The 15,580-nt window shown below is 69.6% G+C and carries 14 protein-coding genes; 9 read left to right on the top strand and 5 right to left on the bottom strand.

Features of this window, described 5'->3' with window-relative positions; all coding sequences use genetic code 11:
- Positions 1-388: 388 nt before the first annotated feature.
- Together J7I98_RS03200 and ptsP are read left to right on the top strand one after the other, a co-directional pair.
- Positions 389-838 (top strand): PTS glucose transporter subunit IIA, encoded by a 450-nt coding sequence (locus tag J7I98_RS03200; RefSeq protein ID WP_214916531.1) that lies wholly within the window; start codon positions 389-391, stop codon positions 836-838.
- Positions 839-918: 80 nt separating this feature from the next.
- On the top strand, positions 919-2,589 hold the full coding sequence (ptsP, locus tag J7I98_RS03195) for a phosphoenolpyruvate--protein phosphotransferase (RefSeq protein ID WP_214916528.1): 1,671 nt from the start codon (positions 919-921) through the stop codon (positions 2,587-2,589).
- 69 nt (positions 2,590-2,658) lie between these two features.
- Here ptsP and J7I98_RS03190 read toward each other — a convergent pair whose 3' ends face one another.
- Entirely contained in the window at positions 2,659-3,558 is a 900-nt protein-coding gene (locus J7I98_RS03190; protein ID WP_214916514.1) for a hypothetical protein, read from the bottom strand.
- A gap of 87 nt (positions 3,559-3,645) precedes the next feature.
- The gene (locus J7I98_RS03185; protein WP_214916511.1) at positions 3,646-5,622 is read right to left on the bottom strand and encodes an acetoacetate--CoA ligase; all 1,977 of its coding nucleotides are present in this window, start codon (positions 5,620-5,622) and stop codon (positions 3,646-3,648) included.
- 220 nt (positions 5,623-5,842) lie between these two features.
- On the opposite strand from J7I98_RS03185, the gene J7I98_RS03180 reads away from it, so the two are divergent.
- Positions 5,843-8,185, top strand: a complete 2,343-nt coding sequence (locus tag J7I98_RS03180) for a glycoside hydrolase family 31 protein (RefSeq protein ID WP_214916508.1) — start codon at positions 5,843-5,845, stop codon at positions 8,183-8,185.
- A gap of 69 nt (positions 8,186-8,254) precedes the next feature.
- Here the strand turns inward: J7I98_RS03180 and J7I98_RS03175 are convergent, their stop codons facing one another.
- Entirely contained in the window at positions 8,255-8,797 is a 543-nt protein-coding gene (locus J7I98_RS03175; protein ID WP_214916557.1) for an NUDIX domain-containing protein, read from the bottom strand.
- Between the two features lie 73 nt (positions 8,798-8,870).
- Here J7I98_RS03175 and J7I98_RS03170 point away from each other — a divergent pair, with 73 nt between their 5' ends.
- The 6 genes from J7I98_RS03170 (at position 8,871) to glpK (ending at position 14,498) form a co-directional block, all read left to right on the top strand.
- Positions 8,871-9,677: a M15 family metallopeptidase gene (locus tag J7I98_RS03170; RefSeq protein WP_214916505.1), complete on the top strand. Its 807-nt coding sequence runs from the start codon at positions 8,871-8,873 to the stop codon at positions 9,675-9,677.
- Positions 9,678-9,807: 130 nt separating this feature from the next.
- Entirely contained in the window at positions 9,808-10,155 is a 348-nt protein-coding gene (locus J7I98_RS03165; RefSeq protein ID WP_214916492.1) for a DUF962 domain-containing protein, read from the top strand.
- Between the two features lie 70 nt (positions 10,156-10,225).
- Complete coding sequence (locus J7I98_RS03160) at positions 10,226-10,672, top strand: Zn-ribbon domain-containing OB-fold protein (protein WP_214916555.1); 447 nt, start codon at positions 10,226-10,228, stop codon at positions 10,670-10,672.
- Positions 10,669-11,859, top strand: coding sequence for a lipid-transfer protein (locus J7I98_RS03155; RefSeq protein WP_214916480.1), 1,191 nt, complete (start codon positions 10,669-10,671; stop codon positions 11,857-11,859). The genes J7I98_RS03160 and J7I98_RS03155 overlap by 4 nt, the downstream gene beginning before the upstream one ends.
- A gap of 311 nt (positions 11,860-12,170) precedes the next feature.
- Positions 12,171-12,896: an MIP/aquaporin family protein gene (locus J7I98_RS03150; RefSeq protein ID WP_214916478.1), complete on the top strand. Its 726-nt coding sequence runs from the start codon at positions 12,171-12,173 to the stop codon at positions 12,894-12,896.
- A 69-nt stretch (positions 12,897-12,965) separates the two neighbouring features.
- Positions 12,966-14,498, top strand: coding sequence for a glycerol kinase GlpK (glpK, locus tag J7I98_RS03145; RefSeq protein ID WP_214916476.1), 1,533 nt, complete (start codon positions 12,966-12,968; stop codon positions 14,496-14,498).
- 97 nt (positions 14,499-14,595) lie between these two features.
- On the opposite strand, the gene J7I98_RS03140 is transcribed toward glpK, so the two are convergent.
- A complete protein-coding gene (locus J7I98_RS03140; protein ID WP_214916473.1) occupies positions 14,596-15,201 on the bottom strand; it encodes an ATP/GTP-binding protein in 606 nt (201 codons plus the stop codon).
- The gene (locus tag J7I98_RS03135; protein WP_214916470.1) at positions 15,182-15,580 is read right to left on the bottom strand and encodes a DUF742 domain-containing protein; all 399 of its coding nucleotides are present in this window, start codon (positions 15,578-15,580) and stop codon (positions 15,182-15,184) included. Before J7I98_RS03135 ends, J7I98_RS03140 begins: the two co-directional genes overlap by 20 nt.

Raw genomic sequence — 15,580 nt, 5'->3', positions numbered from 1 at the left:
GTTTCCAGTGGCCGTTGGAGTGACCTTGCCTTTCGGCGCTTTCCGACTCTATCAGCGATTTCTCGCTTCCCTGACCACTTGCCCTGCACGCATGCAGAACAGGCCGGGATTACAAGATCCAGCAGAGTAAGAGGGATGCCCGCCGACGTGCGTTCACGCGAAGTTCACGCGACACGGCCAGGCAGGACCTACGACAGTACATGCCTGCCGGGGCCCGGGCAAATTGATTCAGGGCGTATGGTCTAGTCCACTAGGTGCATGGGGCCCGCCCGCGTGGAACACATCAGGCGGAACCGGGACTTCCTATGACTTAGTCTTCTGATCAGTACGCCGTCCAGGACAGGCAGTGACGGCGGCACACGAATCTCCACCCCTGGGAGGCTCCCCAATGACCAGCGTGACGTCGCCACTTGCTGGACGCGCCATCGGACTCGCCGCAGTCCCCGACCCCGTGTTCTCGGGGGCGATGGTCGGTCCCGGCACCGCTATCGACCCCGTGCGTGAGCCGTCGGAAGCCGTGGCTCCCGTAGACGGTGTGATCGTCTCCCTGCACCCGCACGCCTTCGTTGTCGTTGACGCTGACGGTCATGGGGTGCTCACCCATCTGGGTATCGACACCGTTCAGCTCAATGGTGAAGGCTTCGAGCTGCTCGTGAATAAGGGGGACACCGTGACGCGCGGCCAGGCGGTCGTGCGGTGGAACCCTGCAGCCGTCGAAGAAGCCGGCAAGTCGCCGGTGTGCCCGATCGTGGCACTCGAAGCTACGGCCGACTCCCTCTCCGGTCTGGTCGATGACGGTGACGTGAAGGCCGGCGACTCTCTCTTCAGCTGGCGGTGACGCCGGCGCCGTAGTGACGGTCGCGGGTACGACATCCATCGCGGTGGCAGGGTCCGCCGCATCAATCGGAGACGGGTGAAATGGAGACAACGCTGCGAGGCGTCGGCGTGAGCCACGGTGTGGCGATCGGCGAAGTCCGGCACATGGGTACGGCGGTTCTCGAGCCGCCGGCCAAGCAGATTCCTACGGATGAGGCGGAGCGCGAACAGGGGCGTGCTCGCCAGGCCGTGGAAGCTGTGGCGGCCGACCTGATTGCGCGCGGCAATCTGGCCGGCGGCGAGGCACAGCATGTGCTTGAGGCGCAGGCCATGATGGCGCAGGATCCCGAGCTCATGGCCGATGTGGACCGGCGCATCGCCGTCGGCAGCACCGCCGAGCGTGGGGTGTATGACGCTTTTGCCGCCTACCGGGCGCTGCTGGCCAATGCCGGCGAGTACTTGGCCGGCCGGGTCGCTGACCTCGACGATGTGCGGAATCGTATCGTCGCCCGTCTGCTGGGCGTTCCGATGCCGGGCGTGCCGGACAGTGACGAGCCGTACGTACTGATCGCGCGGGACCTTGCTCCCGCCGACACGGCGCTTCTCGACCCGGCGCTGGTGCTGGGCTTTGTGACCGAAGAGGGTGGGCCGACCAGCCACAGCGCGATTCTGGCGCGTGCTCTGGGTGTGCCCGCTGTGGTGGCTCTGCCGGGCGCCGGTGAGCTGGCCGAGGGCACAGTCGTCGCGGTGGACGGCAGCACGGGCGAGGTCTTCGTCGAGCCGACCGCGGACAAGCGTGCAGAGCTCGAGGCCGCTGCTGCGGCGCGCAGGGCCGCGCTTTCGGCTTCGACCGGTCCCGGTGCGACGTCCGACGGTCACAAGGTGCCGCTGCTCGCCAACATCGGCGGTCCCGCCGATGTGCCGGCCGCGGTCGAGGCGGGCGCCGAGGGCGTGGGGCTGTTCCGTACGGAGTTCCTCTTCCTCGACGACAGCAAGCGGGCGCCGTCGGAGGAGAAGCAGGTCGAGGCCTACCGCAAGGTGCTCGAGGCGTTCCCCGAGGGCCGTGTGGTCGTGCGGGTGCTGGATGCGGGCGCCGACAAGCCGCTGGAGTTCCTGACGCCGGCCGAGGAGCCGAACCCGGCGCTGGGTGTGCGTGGGCTGAGGTCGCTGCTCGACCACCCGGACGTACTGCGGACGCAGCTGACGGCGCTGGCGAAGGCCGTTGCCGGACTGCCGGTGTACCTCGAGGTCATGGCGCCGATGGTCGCGGACCGTACCGACGCCAAGGCGTTCGCGGACGCGTGCCGCGAGGCCGGACTGCAGGCGAAGTTCGGCGCGATGGTGGAGATTCCGTCCGCCGCGCTCCGGGCGCGTTCGATCCTGCAAGAGGTCGAGTTCCTTTCGCTGGGGACCAATGACCTGGCTCAGTACACCTTTGCCGCTGACCGTCAGGTCGGTGCGGTGTCCCGGCTTCAGGATCCTTGGCAGCCTGCGCTTCTCGACCTGGTGGCCGCTTCGGCCGAGGCCGCTCGGGCCGAGGGCAAGAGCTGTGGCGTGTGTGGTGAGGCTGCGGCCGATCCGCTGCTCGCCTGTGTGCTGACCGGTCTGGGGGTGACCTCGCTGTCCATGGGCGCGAAGGCCATCCCTTATGTCCGCGCGACGCTGGCGAAGTACACCCTCGCCCAGTGCGAGCGTGCCGCCGCTGCGGCGCGTGCCACCGACACCGCCGACGAGGCCCGTGCGGCCGCGCAGGCAGTGCTGTCCGGGGAGTGACCGGACAGGTGCTGTTTCTGTTCTGATCCGAGGGGCTTCCGGCCGATTGGCCGGGAGCCCCTCGGGCGTTCAGCGGTGGATGTCGGGCTCTTCGATGTCGAAGCCGGCGCAGTACTCGACGTCCGGCTCCGGGGCGAGAGGGTCGCCTGTGGCAGCGTCTGTGCAGTAGGCGTTGAAGACTTCTCCCGCGGTGAGTGCGATGAGGTGGCCGCGGTGCAGCCGCCAGCCGTGGAGCTGGTCGGGGGCGCCGGCCCTGGTGGTCCTGAGCACCACTCCCCCAGGGCTTTCGACCGCGATACCGGCCGCCAGGACGGTCACGAACTCGGCGCCTTCGGTGTCGGTCACATGGGCCGGTTCACCGGGGGCCCGCTCCGCATGGAGAACGGCGATCAGTTGTTCTTCCTCGGCCGGGACGCTGCAGACGAGGTGGTGGCTGCCGGGGCCGGCCTCTTCGAGGATGCGTGCGACGAGGCGCGAGGCCCGGTCGAAGGCTTCACGGCCGATGCCCTGGCCGCACTCGGCGCAGTCTCCGAGGCGGGCCAGGAGCAGGGTCGCGTAGTCCCAGGTGGCCTGGCGGACCGCCTCGCTGATGAGCTGGGGCACGAGGTGGTCGATGGGCTGGCCGGTGTACGGGACGGATGTGCCGCGGACCGCGACTTCCGCGGTGAAGCGCGTACGGCTCTCGGCCGTGTCGGGGTCGAGTCCAATGGCTTCACAGAACTCCAGGAACTCCTCGGGATCGAAAAGGGCCACGGTCGTGTGCACGCCCTGGGCCGCGAGGGCTCGGAGCAGTCCCTCCACCTGCTGGAGGTAGGCCGTGTGGTTGTCGAAGGTGAATGTGCGGTACTCCGTCATGGATGCGAAGTCCTCTTCGTCGGCCAAGAGGCCGACGGTGCTGGGGACTTCGCGACGGAGCGTACGCCTCATGATCTTGTTGTTGCCGTGCTTCGTGCCATTGGTGTGCGCCATGATTCCCCCTGAGCGCAGTCGATCATTGCTCACTCACAGTAACCGACGGCACTGACAGCGGTGACCGGCCGCGGGGGGCGGCGGGATTCAGCGCCGGGTGCGGCCGAGGTTTTCGTAGAAGCGCAGGAGGTCGAGATTGTCGACCGAGCCCGGGTTGACGGCCTTTTCGAGGGCCGCGCCTTGGAGGAGACGCTTGACCGGAACCTCGATGCGCTTGCCGGTGAGGGTGTGCGGGATGGCGGGGACCTCGATGACTTCGTCCGGGACGTGGCGCGGGGAGAGCTGTTCCCGGATGGCCTGCTTGATCCGGGTGCGCAGGCCGTCGTCGAGAGTGGCGCCTTCGGCGAGGTGGACGAAGAGCGGCATCCAGTAGCCGCCTTCGGGCTCTTCCAGGCCGATGACGAGAGACTCCCGGATCTCCGGGAGGCGCTCGACGACCTCGTAGATGTCCGCCGAACCCATGCGGACTCCCTGGCGGTTGAGGGTCGAGTCGGAGCGGCCGTGGATGATCACCGAGCCGCGGTCGGTGATGGTGATCCAGTCGCCGTGGCGCCAGACGCCGGGATACGTGTCGAAGTAGCTGTCGTGGTAGCGGCTGCCGTCGGGGTCGTTCCAGAAGTGGATCGGCATGGATGGCATGGGGTTGGTGACGACGAGCTCGCCGACCTCGTTGGTGAGCGGCTTGCCCTGGGGGTCCCAGGCCTGAAGGTCGGTTCCGAGGCAGGCGGCCTGGAGCTCGCCGATGTGTACGGGGAGCGTGGGGACCGCGCCGACGAAGCAGCTGCAGACGTCTGTGCCGCCGCTGACGGAGGCGGTCCAGAGGTCGGGCGCGACCTCGTCGTGGAGCCAGCGGAAGCCGTCGGGCGGGAGCGGGGAGCCCGTCGTTGCCACGCATTTGATGCGGGAGAGGTCGTAGTCGCGGGCGGGGTGGACGTCCGCCTTGGCGCAGGCCATGACGTACGCCGCCGAGGTGCCGAAGAGGGTCGCCTCGGTCAGTTCGGCCACGCGCCACTGGGCGCCGGTGTCCGGGTAGCCGGGGCTGCCGTCGTACAGGACGACCGTGGTGCCTGTGAGCAGGCCGGAGACGAGGAAGTTCCACATCATCCAGCCGGTGGAGGTGTACCAGAAGAAGCGGTCCTCCGGCCCGAGGTCGCAGTGCAGGCCGAGCTGCTTGAAGTGCTCCAGGAGGATGCCGCCCTGGGACTGCACGATGGCCTTGGGGAGGCCGGTGGTGCCGGAGGAGTACAGGACCCACAGGGGGTGGCTGAAGGGGACCTGTTCGAAGACCGGCTCCGTGTCGGCGGAGGTCAGGGCGGTCCAGTCGAGGGCGCCTTCGGGGGCTTGTGTGCCCAGGAGAGGGATGTGGACCACCGCGCGCAGGGTGGGCAGTTCGCTGCGGAGTTCGGCGACGGTGTCCGTACGGTCGTGTTCCTTGCCGCCGTACCGGTAGCCGTCGACGGTGAACAGGACGACGGGCTCGACCTGCTGGAAGCGGTCGAGGACGCTGCGGGCACCGAAGTCGGGGGCGCAGGAGGTCCAGACTCCGCCGACGGCGGCCGTGGCGAGCAGGGCGACGGTGGCCTGGGGGATGTTGGGCAGGTAGCCGCTGACGCGGTCTCCCGGGCGCACGCCGATGGCTCGTAGTTCGGCGGCGAGCGAGCCCACCTGGCGGCGCAGTTCGGACCAGCTGACCGGCGTGGGGCGGTGGGTCTCGTCGACGTGGAGGAGGGCGGGGTCGTCGGCGCGGGCCGGGTCCTCCGCTGTACGGAGGGCGTGCTCGGCGTAGTTGAGGGTGGCTCCGGGGAACCACTGGGCGCCCGGCATGGAGCGGTCGGAAAGGACCGTTTCGTACGGGGTGGAGAAGCGTACGTCGAACCAGTCCGCGACGGCCTTCCAGAAGGTGTCGAGCTCGTCGACCGACCAGCGGTGCAGCGCCGCATAGCCGCCGTCGGCCGGTGCTCCGTACCGCTCGGCGGCCCATGCCTGGAAGTGGGTGATCCTGGCTGCGGCGATGCGGCCGGCGTCCGGCTGCCAGAGGGGCGCTGTGTTCGCTGCTGAGGTCATGGTGGCGGCTCTCCCGGGCTGTACGCGTCGTGTGCGTGTGTCGCGCGCACGTGCGGAAGGGTGTGCGCACGCGGCGGCTGACAGGGACGATGCCATGTGATCCTCTTCCGCACCAGGGCGGGCCGCCCACAGCCGGACACCTGATCATGTGGTCCCACCACGGGTGAACGGAAGTTGAACGCCCCACGCACGCACCCGGCCGGGTGGCAGGGTGACCGGCATGGACGGTCGTGACCTGGTGCGCTCGGTGAAACTGGTCAGCTCGGTACAGGGGCTGCGCGCCGTGCGCGCGGCCTGGCGGCGGCGTCGTACGGATGCGTGGGGGCTGCCGCCGAGAGGGGCGGAGCGTGCTCGTGTGCCCGGTCCTGTCACCGGTGCGGAGCCCCGGCCCGGTGGCGGCACAGTGCGTTTCGCCCGTTCGGAACTGCGGGTGATGGTGGCGGCGGGCGGCGCGGTGTTCTGGGGCTGGGACGGGGCGGATCCCGAGCCTTCGTACGCGCTCGCCGGTGCCTGTCCCGAGCCGGATCCGAGGGCCGAACTGGAGCCCGACAAGGACGGCGGCTGGCGGGTCGTGTCGGAACGGGTCATGGTCGCCGTGTCGCGGAACGGGGCCGTCGAGGTCCGTACGCCGGGCGGCGTGGTGCTCCGCCGGGATCTGCCGCCGCGCTGGTGGGAGCCGGTTGCCGGGGGGCCCGCGCGCTGGCTGCAGCGCAGCGAGGTGCCGGCGGACGCGCGTTTCTTCGGTCTCGGCGGGCGGGCTTCGGGGCCCCGGCTGCGCGACGGCACGTACGAGCTGTGGAACACCGATCCCGGTGGGAGCTTCGCGCCGGGTGACGATCCGCTCTACATCACGATGCCGGTGCAGCTCGTTGTCTCGGACGCGGGCACTCATCTCGCCTTCTACGACAACACGTGGGAGGGCCGGGTGATCCTGCGGGAGGGTGAGGAGGGTGCGGGGTCGGGGCACGACCGGCCGGGCACCAGTGAGTTGCGCATGGACGGCGGGCCGTTGCGCTGCTGGGTCGTCGCGGGAACGCCCGCGCGCGTGCTGCAGGGCTGGACGGCGCTCACCGGGGCCCCCGCGCTTCCTCCGTCGTGGGCGCTGGGCCCGCAGCACGCGCGGTGGGGGTTCGGCAGCGAGCAGGAGGTCAGGCGGATCGTCGCCGGCTATCAGGAGCGGGATCTGCCTCTGTCCGTATTGCACCTGGACATCGATCACTACGACCGGCATCAGGTCTTCACCGTCGACCGGGAGCGGTTTCCCGGTTTGCCGCAGCTCGCCAAGGATTTCCGGGAGGCGGGGGTGCGGCTGGTTTCGATCGTCGATCCTGCCATCAGGGCCGAGCGGGGCAATGCGCTGTACGACAGCGGGTCGGCTGCGGGGGCCTTCGTAAGGGACGCACGGGGCAATGAGGTGCGTGGGGTGGTCTGGCCCGGGGAGTGCGTCTATCCGGATTTCACCGATCCGCGTGCGCGTGCGTGGTGGGGCGCGTTGTACGAGGAGCGTCTCGCGCAGGGGTTCTCCGGGGTGTGGCACGACATGAACGAGCCGGTTTCCTTCGCTGCCTTCGGGGATCCGACGCTGCCCCGGTCCGCGCGGCACCATCTGGAGGGCCACGGTGGCGATCATCGCGAGGCCCACAATGTCTACGGGCTGGGGATGGCCCGGGCCGGTTACGAGGGTCTGCGCCAGCAGCGACCGGATGAGCGGCCGTTTCTCTTTTCGCGTTCCGGGTGGGCGGGGATGCAGCGGTACGGCGGCACCTGGTCCGGCGATGTGTCGACCGGCTGGCCCGGGCTGCGTGCCTCGCTGTCCCTGGTTCTCGGTCTCGGGCTGTGCGGGGTGCCGTATTCGGGGCCCGATGTCGGCGGGTTCAACGGCACGCCTTCACCGGAGCTGTATCTGCGCTGGTTCCAGCTGGGCGCCCATCTCCCGCTGTTCCGTACGCATGCGGCTCTCACGGCGGGCCGTAGGGAGCCCTGGGAGTTCGGCCCGCAGGTGCTTGAACACGCGAGGGCCGCACTGGCCGAAAGGGAGCGACTGCGGCCGTATTTCGTGACGCTGTCCCATCTGGCCCGCCTCACTGGTGCGCCGTATGTGCGTCCGGTGTGGTGGGGGGCGCCGGAGGACCGGGCGCTGCGGGACTGTGAGGACGCGTTTTTGCTCGGGGACTGTCTGTTGGTGGCGCCCGTACTGGAGCGCGGTTCGGACCGCAGGGCGGTGCGGTTGCCGCGCGGACGGTGGTACGACACGGCGACCGGCGAGGCGTACGAAGGCCCGGGGCAGGTACTGCTGGACGCACCGCTGTCCCGTATCCCTGTGTTGGCGCGGGCCGGTGCGGTGATTCCGGTGCGGGGTGAGGGCGGCGGGCTCGAACTTGAGGTGTGGGCGCCGGCTGTGGGGCGTACCGGAGGCGGGCTGGTGGTCAGGGACGCGGGTGACGGGTGGGAGACCGCGGAGATCGAGCGGTTCACTACGCGGGTGAATGGAGGGCGGGTGGTTGTGGAGCGGGAGGGCGGCGGGAAGGTAGGGCTGCCGGTGCGCGTGCGGGGCGGTCAGTAGACGGGCCTGTGCAGCTTGTCGCGACCCCACCCTTACCGCTGTGGCACAGTGCGGCTCCTCCGCGTGGCCTCAATCGCCGGACGGGCGGGAAAAGTCCGCTCCGCTGTAGCGGCCGGCGAACCAGGCTCGTACCGCTTGGGTGTGGAGGGGGAAGGCCAGTTCTGTGGGCTCGCGCAGTAGGTGCCAGCCGGTTGTTTCGTCGGTGGGGGCGGAGGGTGGTAGATCCGCCGCCGCGCGTTCGGGGAGCAGGCCGAAGAGGAGGATGTGGCCGGCCGGGGAGCTCAGGGCGTCGGCGAGGCGCACCTGTCCCTCGTCGGCTTCGATGCCCGTCTCTTCCGCCAGTTCGCGTACGACCGCGTGCCGCCAGTCCTCGCCATGGTCGATGAAGCCGCCGGGCAGCGCGATCCCGCCGCGCTGTGGCGCGATGGTGCGTGTGATGACGACCAGTCCGGTGCCCTGTGCGTCGCGTACGGGCAGCAGAGCGACGGCGACAGGCAGGGGGTTGCGATAGGCCGTGGCGCCGCACGAGGGGCAGGTGCGGGGCCAGCCGGCGGACGGGCTGTGCGGGGCTCCGCAGCTGGAGCAGTGGGCGTCCCTGAGGGGCTCGTTCATAGGTCCGGACACGCGCGGACTGTATCCGATTCCCCTTCCCCAGCCGGGTGTTGACCTGATAGAGGGAGGGGCCATGACAGGACTTGCCTCCGCACTGCGCACCCTGGCCACCGCGGCCGCCACCCTGCTCGCCGTCACCGCCGCCTCCCCCACGGCGCAGGCGAAGCCCGAGCCGAAGGCCCCCAAGGGGTTCGTCTCCCTGCGGTCCGTGGACCCGACGATCATCGAGGAGATGCGCTACACCACCCCGCACAACTTCGTGGGCGTGCCGGTGGACGGCTACCGTCAGCCGGTCTGCATCCTCACGCGGCCAGCGGCGAAGGCGCTGCACCGGGCGCAGACGAAGCTGCTGAGCCGGGGTTATTCGCTCAAGGTGTACGACTGCTACCGGCCGCAGCGCGCCGTCGACCACTTCGTACGGTGGGCGAAGGATCTCGACGACGAGGCGATGAAGGCAGAGTTCTATCCTCATGTCGACAAGTCGCGGCTGTTCGCCGACGGTTATATCGCGGAGAAGTCCGGGCACAGCCGGGGCAGCACGGTGGACCTGACGATCGTGAAACTGCCGGCGAAGGACACCAGGCCGTACGTCCCGGGTGAGCAGCTCGCGCCCTGTTACGCGCCCAAAGCCGACCGGTTCCCCGACAACTCCGTCGACATGGGGACCGGATATGACTGCTTCGACACCCTGTCCCACACGGACGACCCGCGCATCCAGGGCGTACAGCGGGCCAACAGGCAGCTGCTCAAGGGGCTGCTCGGCGAGCTGGGCTTCGTGAATCTCGCCGAGGAGTGGTGGCACTTCACGTACAAGCCCGAGCCGTTCCCGGACACCTACTTCGACTTCCCTGTCGCTCGCCGCTCGGTCGCAGGGCACTGACAGGGAGAGCAGGGAGAGACCGACGGAACGAGCGGCCAGGGCCACCCCCGTGGGTCCCGGCCGCCCGCACACTTCTTTCGGACGCGGATCGCGCGTATACGGTTGACTGCCGAGTCATTACGGTGCCCGTATGGAGCCACAGACTTTTGATACGTACGAGGAATTCTGGCCCTACTACGTGGCGATGCACTCCCGGGCCGCGACCCGGTGGGTCCATCTGACCGGCACCCTCACCGGGCTCGCGGTGAGCGCGTACGGCCTGGCGCGGGGCCGGAAGCGGTACGCCGCGGCGCTGCCGCTCATCGGTTACGGCACCGCCTGGCCCGCGCACTTCTTCATCGAGAAGAACAACCCGGCCACCTTCGGACACCCTGCCTGGTCCCTGCGCGGTGACGTGCAGATGATCCGGATGATGCTGGCGGGCCGCGACCGGGAGCTGGCCGAGATCGCAGCCAAGTGGCTCGCGGAGAACCGCTGACCGTGGCACACTTCTGACGTACCGTCAGTTTCCGTGTCGGGGAGGGGCTTTGTCGCGTACGCGCACACCCGTGGTGGCCGGTTGGTTCACCGTGGACACGGACGAGGAGGACTTCCGGCTGCTGGGCACCCGGTGCTCGGCCTGCGCGTCGGTCTTCTTCCCACGCCAGGACGCCTTCTGCCGCAACCCGGCCTGCCACGGCGGTGAGCCGGCGGAGGTGCCCCTGTCCAAGCGGGGCCGCGTCTGGTCGTACACCGACAGCCGATACCGCCCGCCCTCGCCGTACGTGTCCGACCCGGCCGTCGCGTGGGCGCCGTACACGCTCGTCGCCGTCGAGCTCGCGGCCGAGGGCATCGTGGTGCTCGGGCAGGCGGCGCCCGGCCTGACGACCGCCGATCTGACGGTCGGCATGGAGGTCGAGGTCGTGCCCGGTGTCCTCCATGAGGACGCGGAGACCACCTGGACGACCTGGCACTGGCAGCCCGTCCCCACGGCTCCCGCGGAGGTGCGGTCGTGACCGGCGACGTGGCGGTGCTCGGCGCCGGGATGCATCCGTGGGGCAAGTGGGGGCGCAGCTTCGTCGAGTACGGGACGGTGGCGGCCCGTGCCGCGCTCGCCGATGCCGGGATCGGCTGGCAGGAGGTGCAGTCGGTGGTCGGTGCTGACACGGTCCGCGGCGGCTATCCGGGGTACGTGGCGGGGGCGACGTTCGCGCAGGCGCTGGGGTGGCAGGGGGCTCGCGTGACGAGCGTGTACGCCGCCTGCGCGTCCGGCGCGCAGGCCGTCAACACCGCCCGCGCCCAGATCCTGTCCGGCATGGCTGACGTGGCGCTGGTGGTGGGAGCCGACGCGGCGCCCAAGGGCTTCTTCGCGCCGGCCGGCGGTGACCGCCCCGACGATCCCGACTGGCTGCGCTTCCGGGTGCTGGGGGCGACGAACCCGGCGTACTTCGGGCTGTACGCGCGCCGCCGCATGGCGCTGTACGGCGACACAGTCGAGGACTTCGCCCAGGTCAAGGTCAAGAACGCGGCGGCGGGCGCGCTCAACCCCAACGCCCGCTACCGCAAGGCCGTCACCGCCGAGGACGTAGCGGCTTCCGCCGTCGTCGCCGATCCGCTGCGGCTGCTCGACATCTGCGCGACCTCCGACGGGGCCGCCGCGCTCGTCCTGTGCAGCATGGAGTTCGCCCGTCGGCACGGGGCCGCGAATCCGGTCCGTATCCGCGCGGTCTCCACCGTCACCCCGACCTTCCCGAAGGCCGTGCTCGACCTGCCCGACATCGCCACCGACTCGTCCGTCGCGGTGGCCCCCTCCCCCGACTCCTTCCGCGCCTCGATCGCCGGGGCGGCGTACGAAGAGGCGGGCATCGGCCCCGGGGACCTTTCGCTCGCCGAGGTGTACGACCTCTCCACCGCCCTGGAGCTGGAGTGGTACGAGGACATCGGGCTGTGCGGGACAGGGGAGGGCGCGAAGCTCGTACAGGAGGGCGCGACGGCTCTCGGTGGCCGGATTCCGGTCAATGCAAGCGGAGGCCTGGCGTCCTTCGGGGAGGCGGTGCCCGCCCAGGCGATCGCGCAGGTCTGCGAGCTGACCTGGCAGCTGCGCGGTACGGCGGGTGAGCGGCAGGTGCCGGGAGCGCGCGTCGGACTCACCGCGAACCAGGGTCTGTTCGGCCACGGCTCCTCGGTGATCGCCGTCCGCTGAGGGGCGGTACAGCGATCGGTTCAGAGGCGGCCCGGAGCCGGTTCGAAGCTGGTTCCGAGCCGGTTTCGAGTCCGGTGCACTCGGACAGCGGTTGCTGTCCGCGACCTTGACGCTCCATCAGCACCGGTGAACACTTCCCGTTGTCAGTCGGCGTCGCCGTACGACGGCTCCCAGGAGCGCGGGAAACAGGCCTGCTTCCGGGGCCCTCCCTGTCGCGGGCCAGGGGCTTCCCCCACGGGCGATTCCGCCGGCACCCCCCCCTGCACTTCAGAACCGGGGATCCGTCCCCGGGCGAGGGCCTAGGAGCCGCCATGAGCAACGGGGACATCTTTGTCGGTGAGGTCATCGGCACCGCCATCCTGATCCTGTTCGGCGCAGGTGTGTGCGCCGCAGTCACTCTCAACTACTCGAAGGCGAAGGCGTCCGGCTGGATCGTCATCTCCTTCGGCTGGGGATTCGCCGTACTGGCCGGGGCGTACACCGCCGCCCCGCTGTCCGGAGGGCATCTCAACCCGGCGGTGACCCTGGGCATCGCCGTCGACACCGGCGAGTGGGGCAAGGTCCCGGTCTACGTCCTCGGGCAGATGGTCGGCGCGATGCTCGGGGCCGTACTCGCCTGGCTGGTCTATTACGCGCAGTTCGCGGCCAACAGAGGCGGGGCGACGGCGCTGCCGACGCTGGGGATCTTCTCCACCATTCCGGAGATCCGCAGTCCCGTCGCCAATCTCCTCACCGAGACCATCGCGACGATCGCGCTCGTCCTGCCCGTCCTGGCGTTCGGAATGACCAAGGGACTCGGCGAGTCCGGCACCCAGGCGCTTATCGTGGCCCTCCTGGTCGTCGGCATCGGCCTGTCGCTCGGCGGGCCCACGGGCTATGCCATCAACCCGGCCCGCGACCTGGGCCCGCGCATCATCCATGCGGCGCTGCCGATACCGAACAAGGGCACGTCCGACTGGGGTTACGCCTGGGTGCCGGTCGCCGGCCCGCTGCTCGGCGGGGCCGTCGCGGGCCTCATCTACAACGCAGCCTTCTGAGTGCGGTCTCTTCTGAGTGCAGTCTTCTGAGTACTGACAGCTTCAGCCAAGTTCGGACGAGGGGACGTCATGACGGAACACTCCGGGCAAGCCGAGAAGTACGTCGCCGCAATCGACCAGGGCACCACGTCGAGCCGCTGCATCATCTTCGACCACGACGGTGCCATCGTCGCCGTCGACCAGCGCGAGCACCGTCAGATCTTCCCCAAACCGGGGTGGGTGGAGCACGACGCGACCGAGATCTGGTCCAAGGTGCAGGCCGTCGTGGCGGGCGCCCTCGCCAAAGCGGGACTGCGCGCCGGACAGCTCAGCGCGCTCGGCATCACCAACCAGCGCGAGACGACGGTGCTGTGGGACCGGGCGACCGGCAAGCCGGTCCACAACGCGATCGTCTGGCAGGACACCCGCACCGCGGCCCTCTGCCACGAACTGGGGGGTACGGACGGGCAGGACCGCTTCAGGGACGCGACCGGTCTGCCGCTCGCGAGCTACTTCTCCGGCCCCAAGGCGGCGTGGCTGCTCGACAATGTGCCCGGGCTGCGCGGCCGCGCCGAGCGAGGTGAGATCGCCTTCGGGACCATCGACTCGTGGCTGATCTGGAACCTCACCGGCGGCACGGACGGCGGCGTACACGTCACGGATGTGACCAACGCCGGGCGCACCATGCTGATGAACCTGCAGACGCTCCAGTGGGACCCCGCGATCCTGTCCGCGATGAATGTTCCCGAGGCCGTTCTGCCCGAGATCAGGTCGTCCGCCGAGGTGTACGGGACGGCTGTCGGGCAGCTCTCGGGCGTGCCGGTCGCCTCCGCTCTCGGCGATCAGCAGGCGGCCGTGTTCGGGCAGGCCTGTTACGACACAGGGACCGCGAAGAATACGTACGGGACGGGCAGTTTCCTGCTCCTCAACACCGGTAACAGGCCGGTCCCTTCGAAGAACGGACTGCTCACCACCATGGGCTACAAGATCGGCAGCGATGCGCCGGTCTACTGCCTGGAGGGGGCGATCGCGATCACCGGGGCACTGGTCCAGTGGTTCAGGGACCAGCTGGGGATCATCCGCAGCGCGGACGAGATCGAGACCCTCGCGGCGAGCGTCGACGACAACGGCGGGGCGTACATCGTGCCGGCCTTCTCCGGGCTGTACGCCCCCTACTGGCGCTCCGACGCCCGCGGCGTGATCACCGGGCTGACCAGGTACGTCACCAAGGCGCACCTGGCACGTGCGGTCCTGGAAGCCACCAGCTGGCAGACCAGGGAAGTCGTCGACGCGATGTACCAGGACTCGGGCGTGGCCATCACCACGCTCAAGGTGGACGGCGGAATGACCGGCAACAACCTGCTGATGCAGCACCAGGCCGACGTCCTGGGCGTTCCGGTCATCCGGCCGAAGGTCTCCGAGACGACCTGCCTGGGCGCTGCGTACGCCGCCGGGCTCGCCACGGGCGTCTGGTCGGACCTGGACCAGCTGAAGGCGCACTGGCAGCGCGACGTCGAGTGGACGCCGCGGATGGAGGCGCAGGAGCGCGACCGGGAGTACGGCAACTGGCGCAAGGCCGTGGAGCGGAGCTTCGGCTGGCAGGAAGAGGACGGGCAGGGCTGACAAAGGGCCGGTCCCCCGAGGACGGCGTCCCGTACCCCTGTCGGTGGGGGTACGGGCCGCTAGGGGCGGTTACGGCGCTGCCGATACAGCGATGCGGTTACGTAGATGCCGTCTGGCGCCGGTCGGCCGAGCGGGTCAGCGCGTGCTCGACCACCGCGATGAGTACGCCCTTGACCGTCTCGCGGTCACGCGCGTCGCACAGAAGGAGCGGCACTTCCTCGTCGAGATCAAGTGCCGTACGTACCGTCTCCACCGGATAACGGGCGGCCCCGTCGAAGCAGTTGACGGCGACCGCGAAGGGTATGCCACGGCGCTCGAAGTAGTCGATGCCCGCGAAGCAGTCCTCCAGGCGCCGGGTGTCGGCGAGCACGACCGCGCCGAGTGCCCCCTGTGCCAGCTCGTCCCACAGGAACCAGAAACGGTCCTGTCCCGGCGTGCCGAAGAGATACAGCACCAGGTCTTCGCGGAGCGTGATCCGCCCGAAGTCCATCGCCACAGTGGTGGTGTTCTTGCCCTCCACACCGTCGATGTCGTCGACAGGGCGGCCCGCCTCTGTGAGCGTCTCCTCGGTGCGCAGTGGCCTGATCTCACTGACCGCCCCCACCAGGGTGGTCTTGCCCACCCCGAACCCGCCTGCCACCAGGATCTTGAGGGTGACCGGTTCAACCGGCCGCTTCTTGCGGCTAGAGCGCCCGAAGACCATTGATTACCTCGCGAAGGATGCTCTCGTCCGGCAGCTCCGCCGGCGGTACGGGACGGGTCACGTGCACCAGCTCGTCCTCGACGAGGTCGCCGACGAGCACCCTGACCACCCCGACGGGGAGGTCGAGGCCCGCGGCGAGCTCGGCGATCGACTGCGGCGCCTCACTGCAGAGTTCGACGATCTCGACGTGCTCGGGAGCGAGCGTCTGGTCTCGTCCCGGATCGTCCGCCGCGGGCTCCGGCACGACCACCGCGATCAGGTCGAGCCGGTGCCGGCTCGCGCTGCTCGTACGGCCGCGCGTCATGGCATACGGGCGTACGACCGGACCCGCGTCGTCGTCGAACCAGTGCGGCGAACCCTGCTGGGTTGCTTCGCTCAT

Origin of the sequence: Streptomyces sp. ISL-98, assembly GCF_018614055.1 — a bacterium.
Classification (GTDB): Bacteria; Actinomycetota; Actinomycetes; order Streptomycetales; family Streptomycetaceae; genus Streptomyces; species Streptomyces spiramyceticus.
Note: the sequence above shows the minus strand (reverse complement) of the source record. Positions and strands in the feature narration are given on the sequence as shown.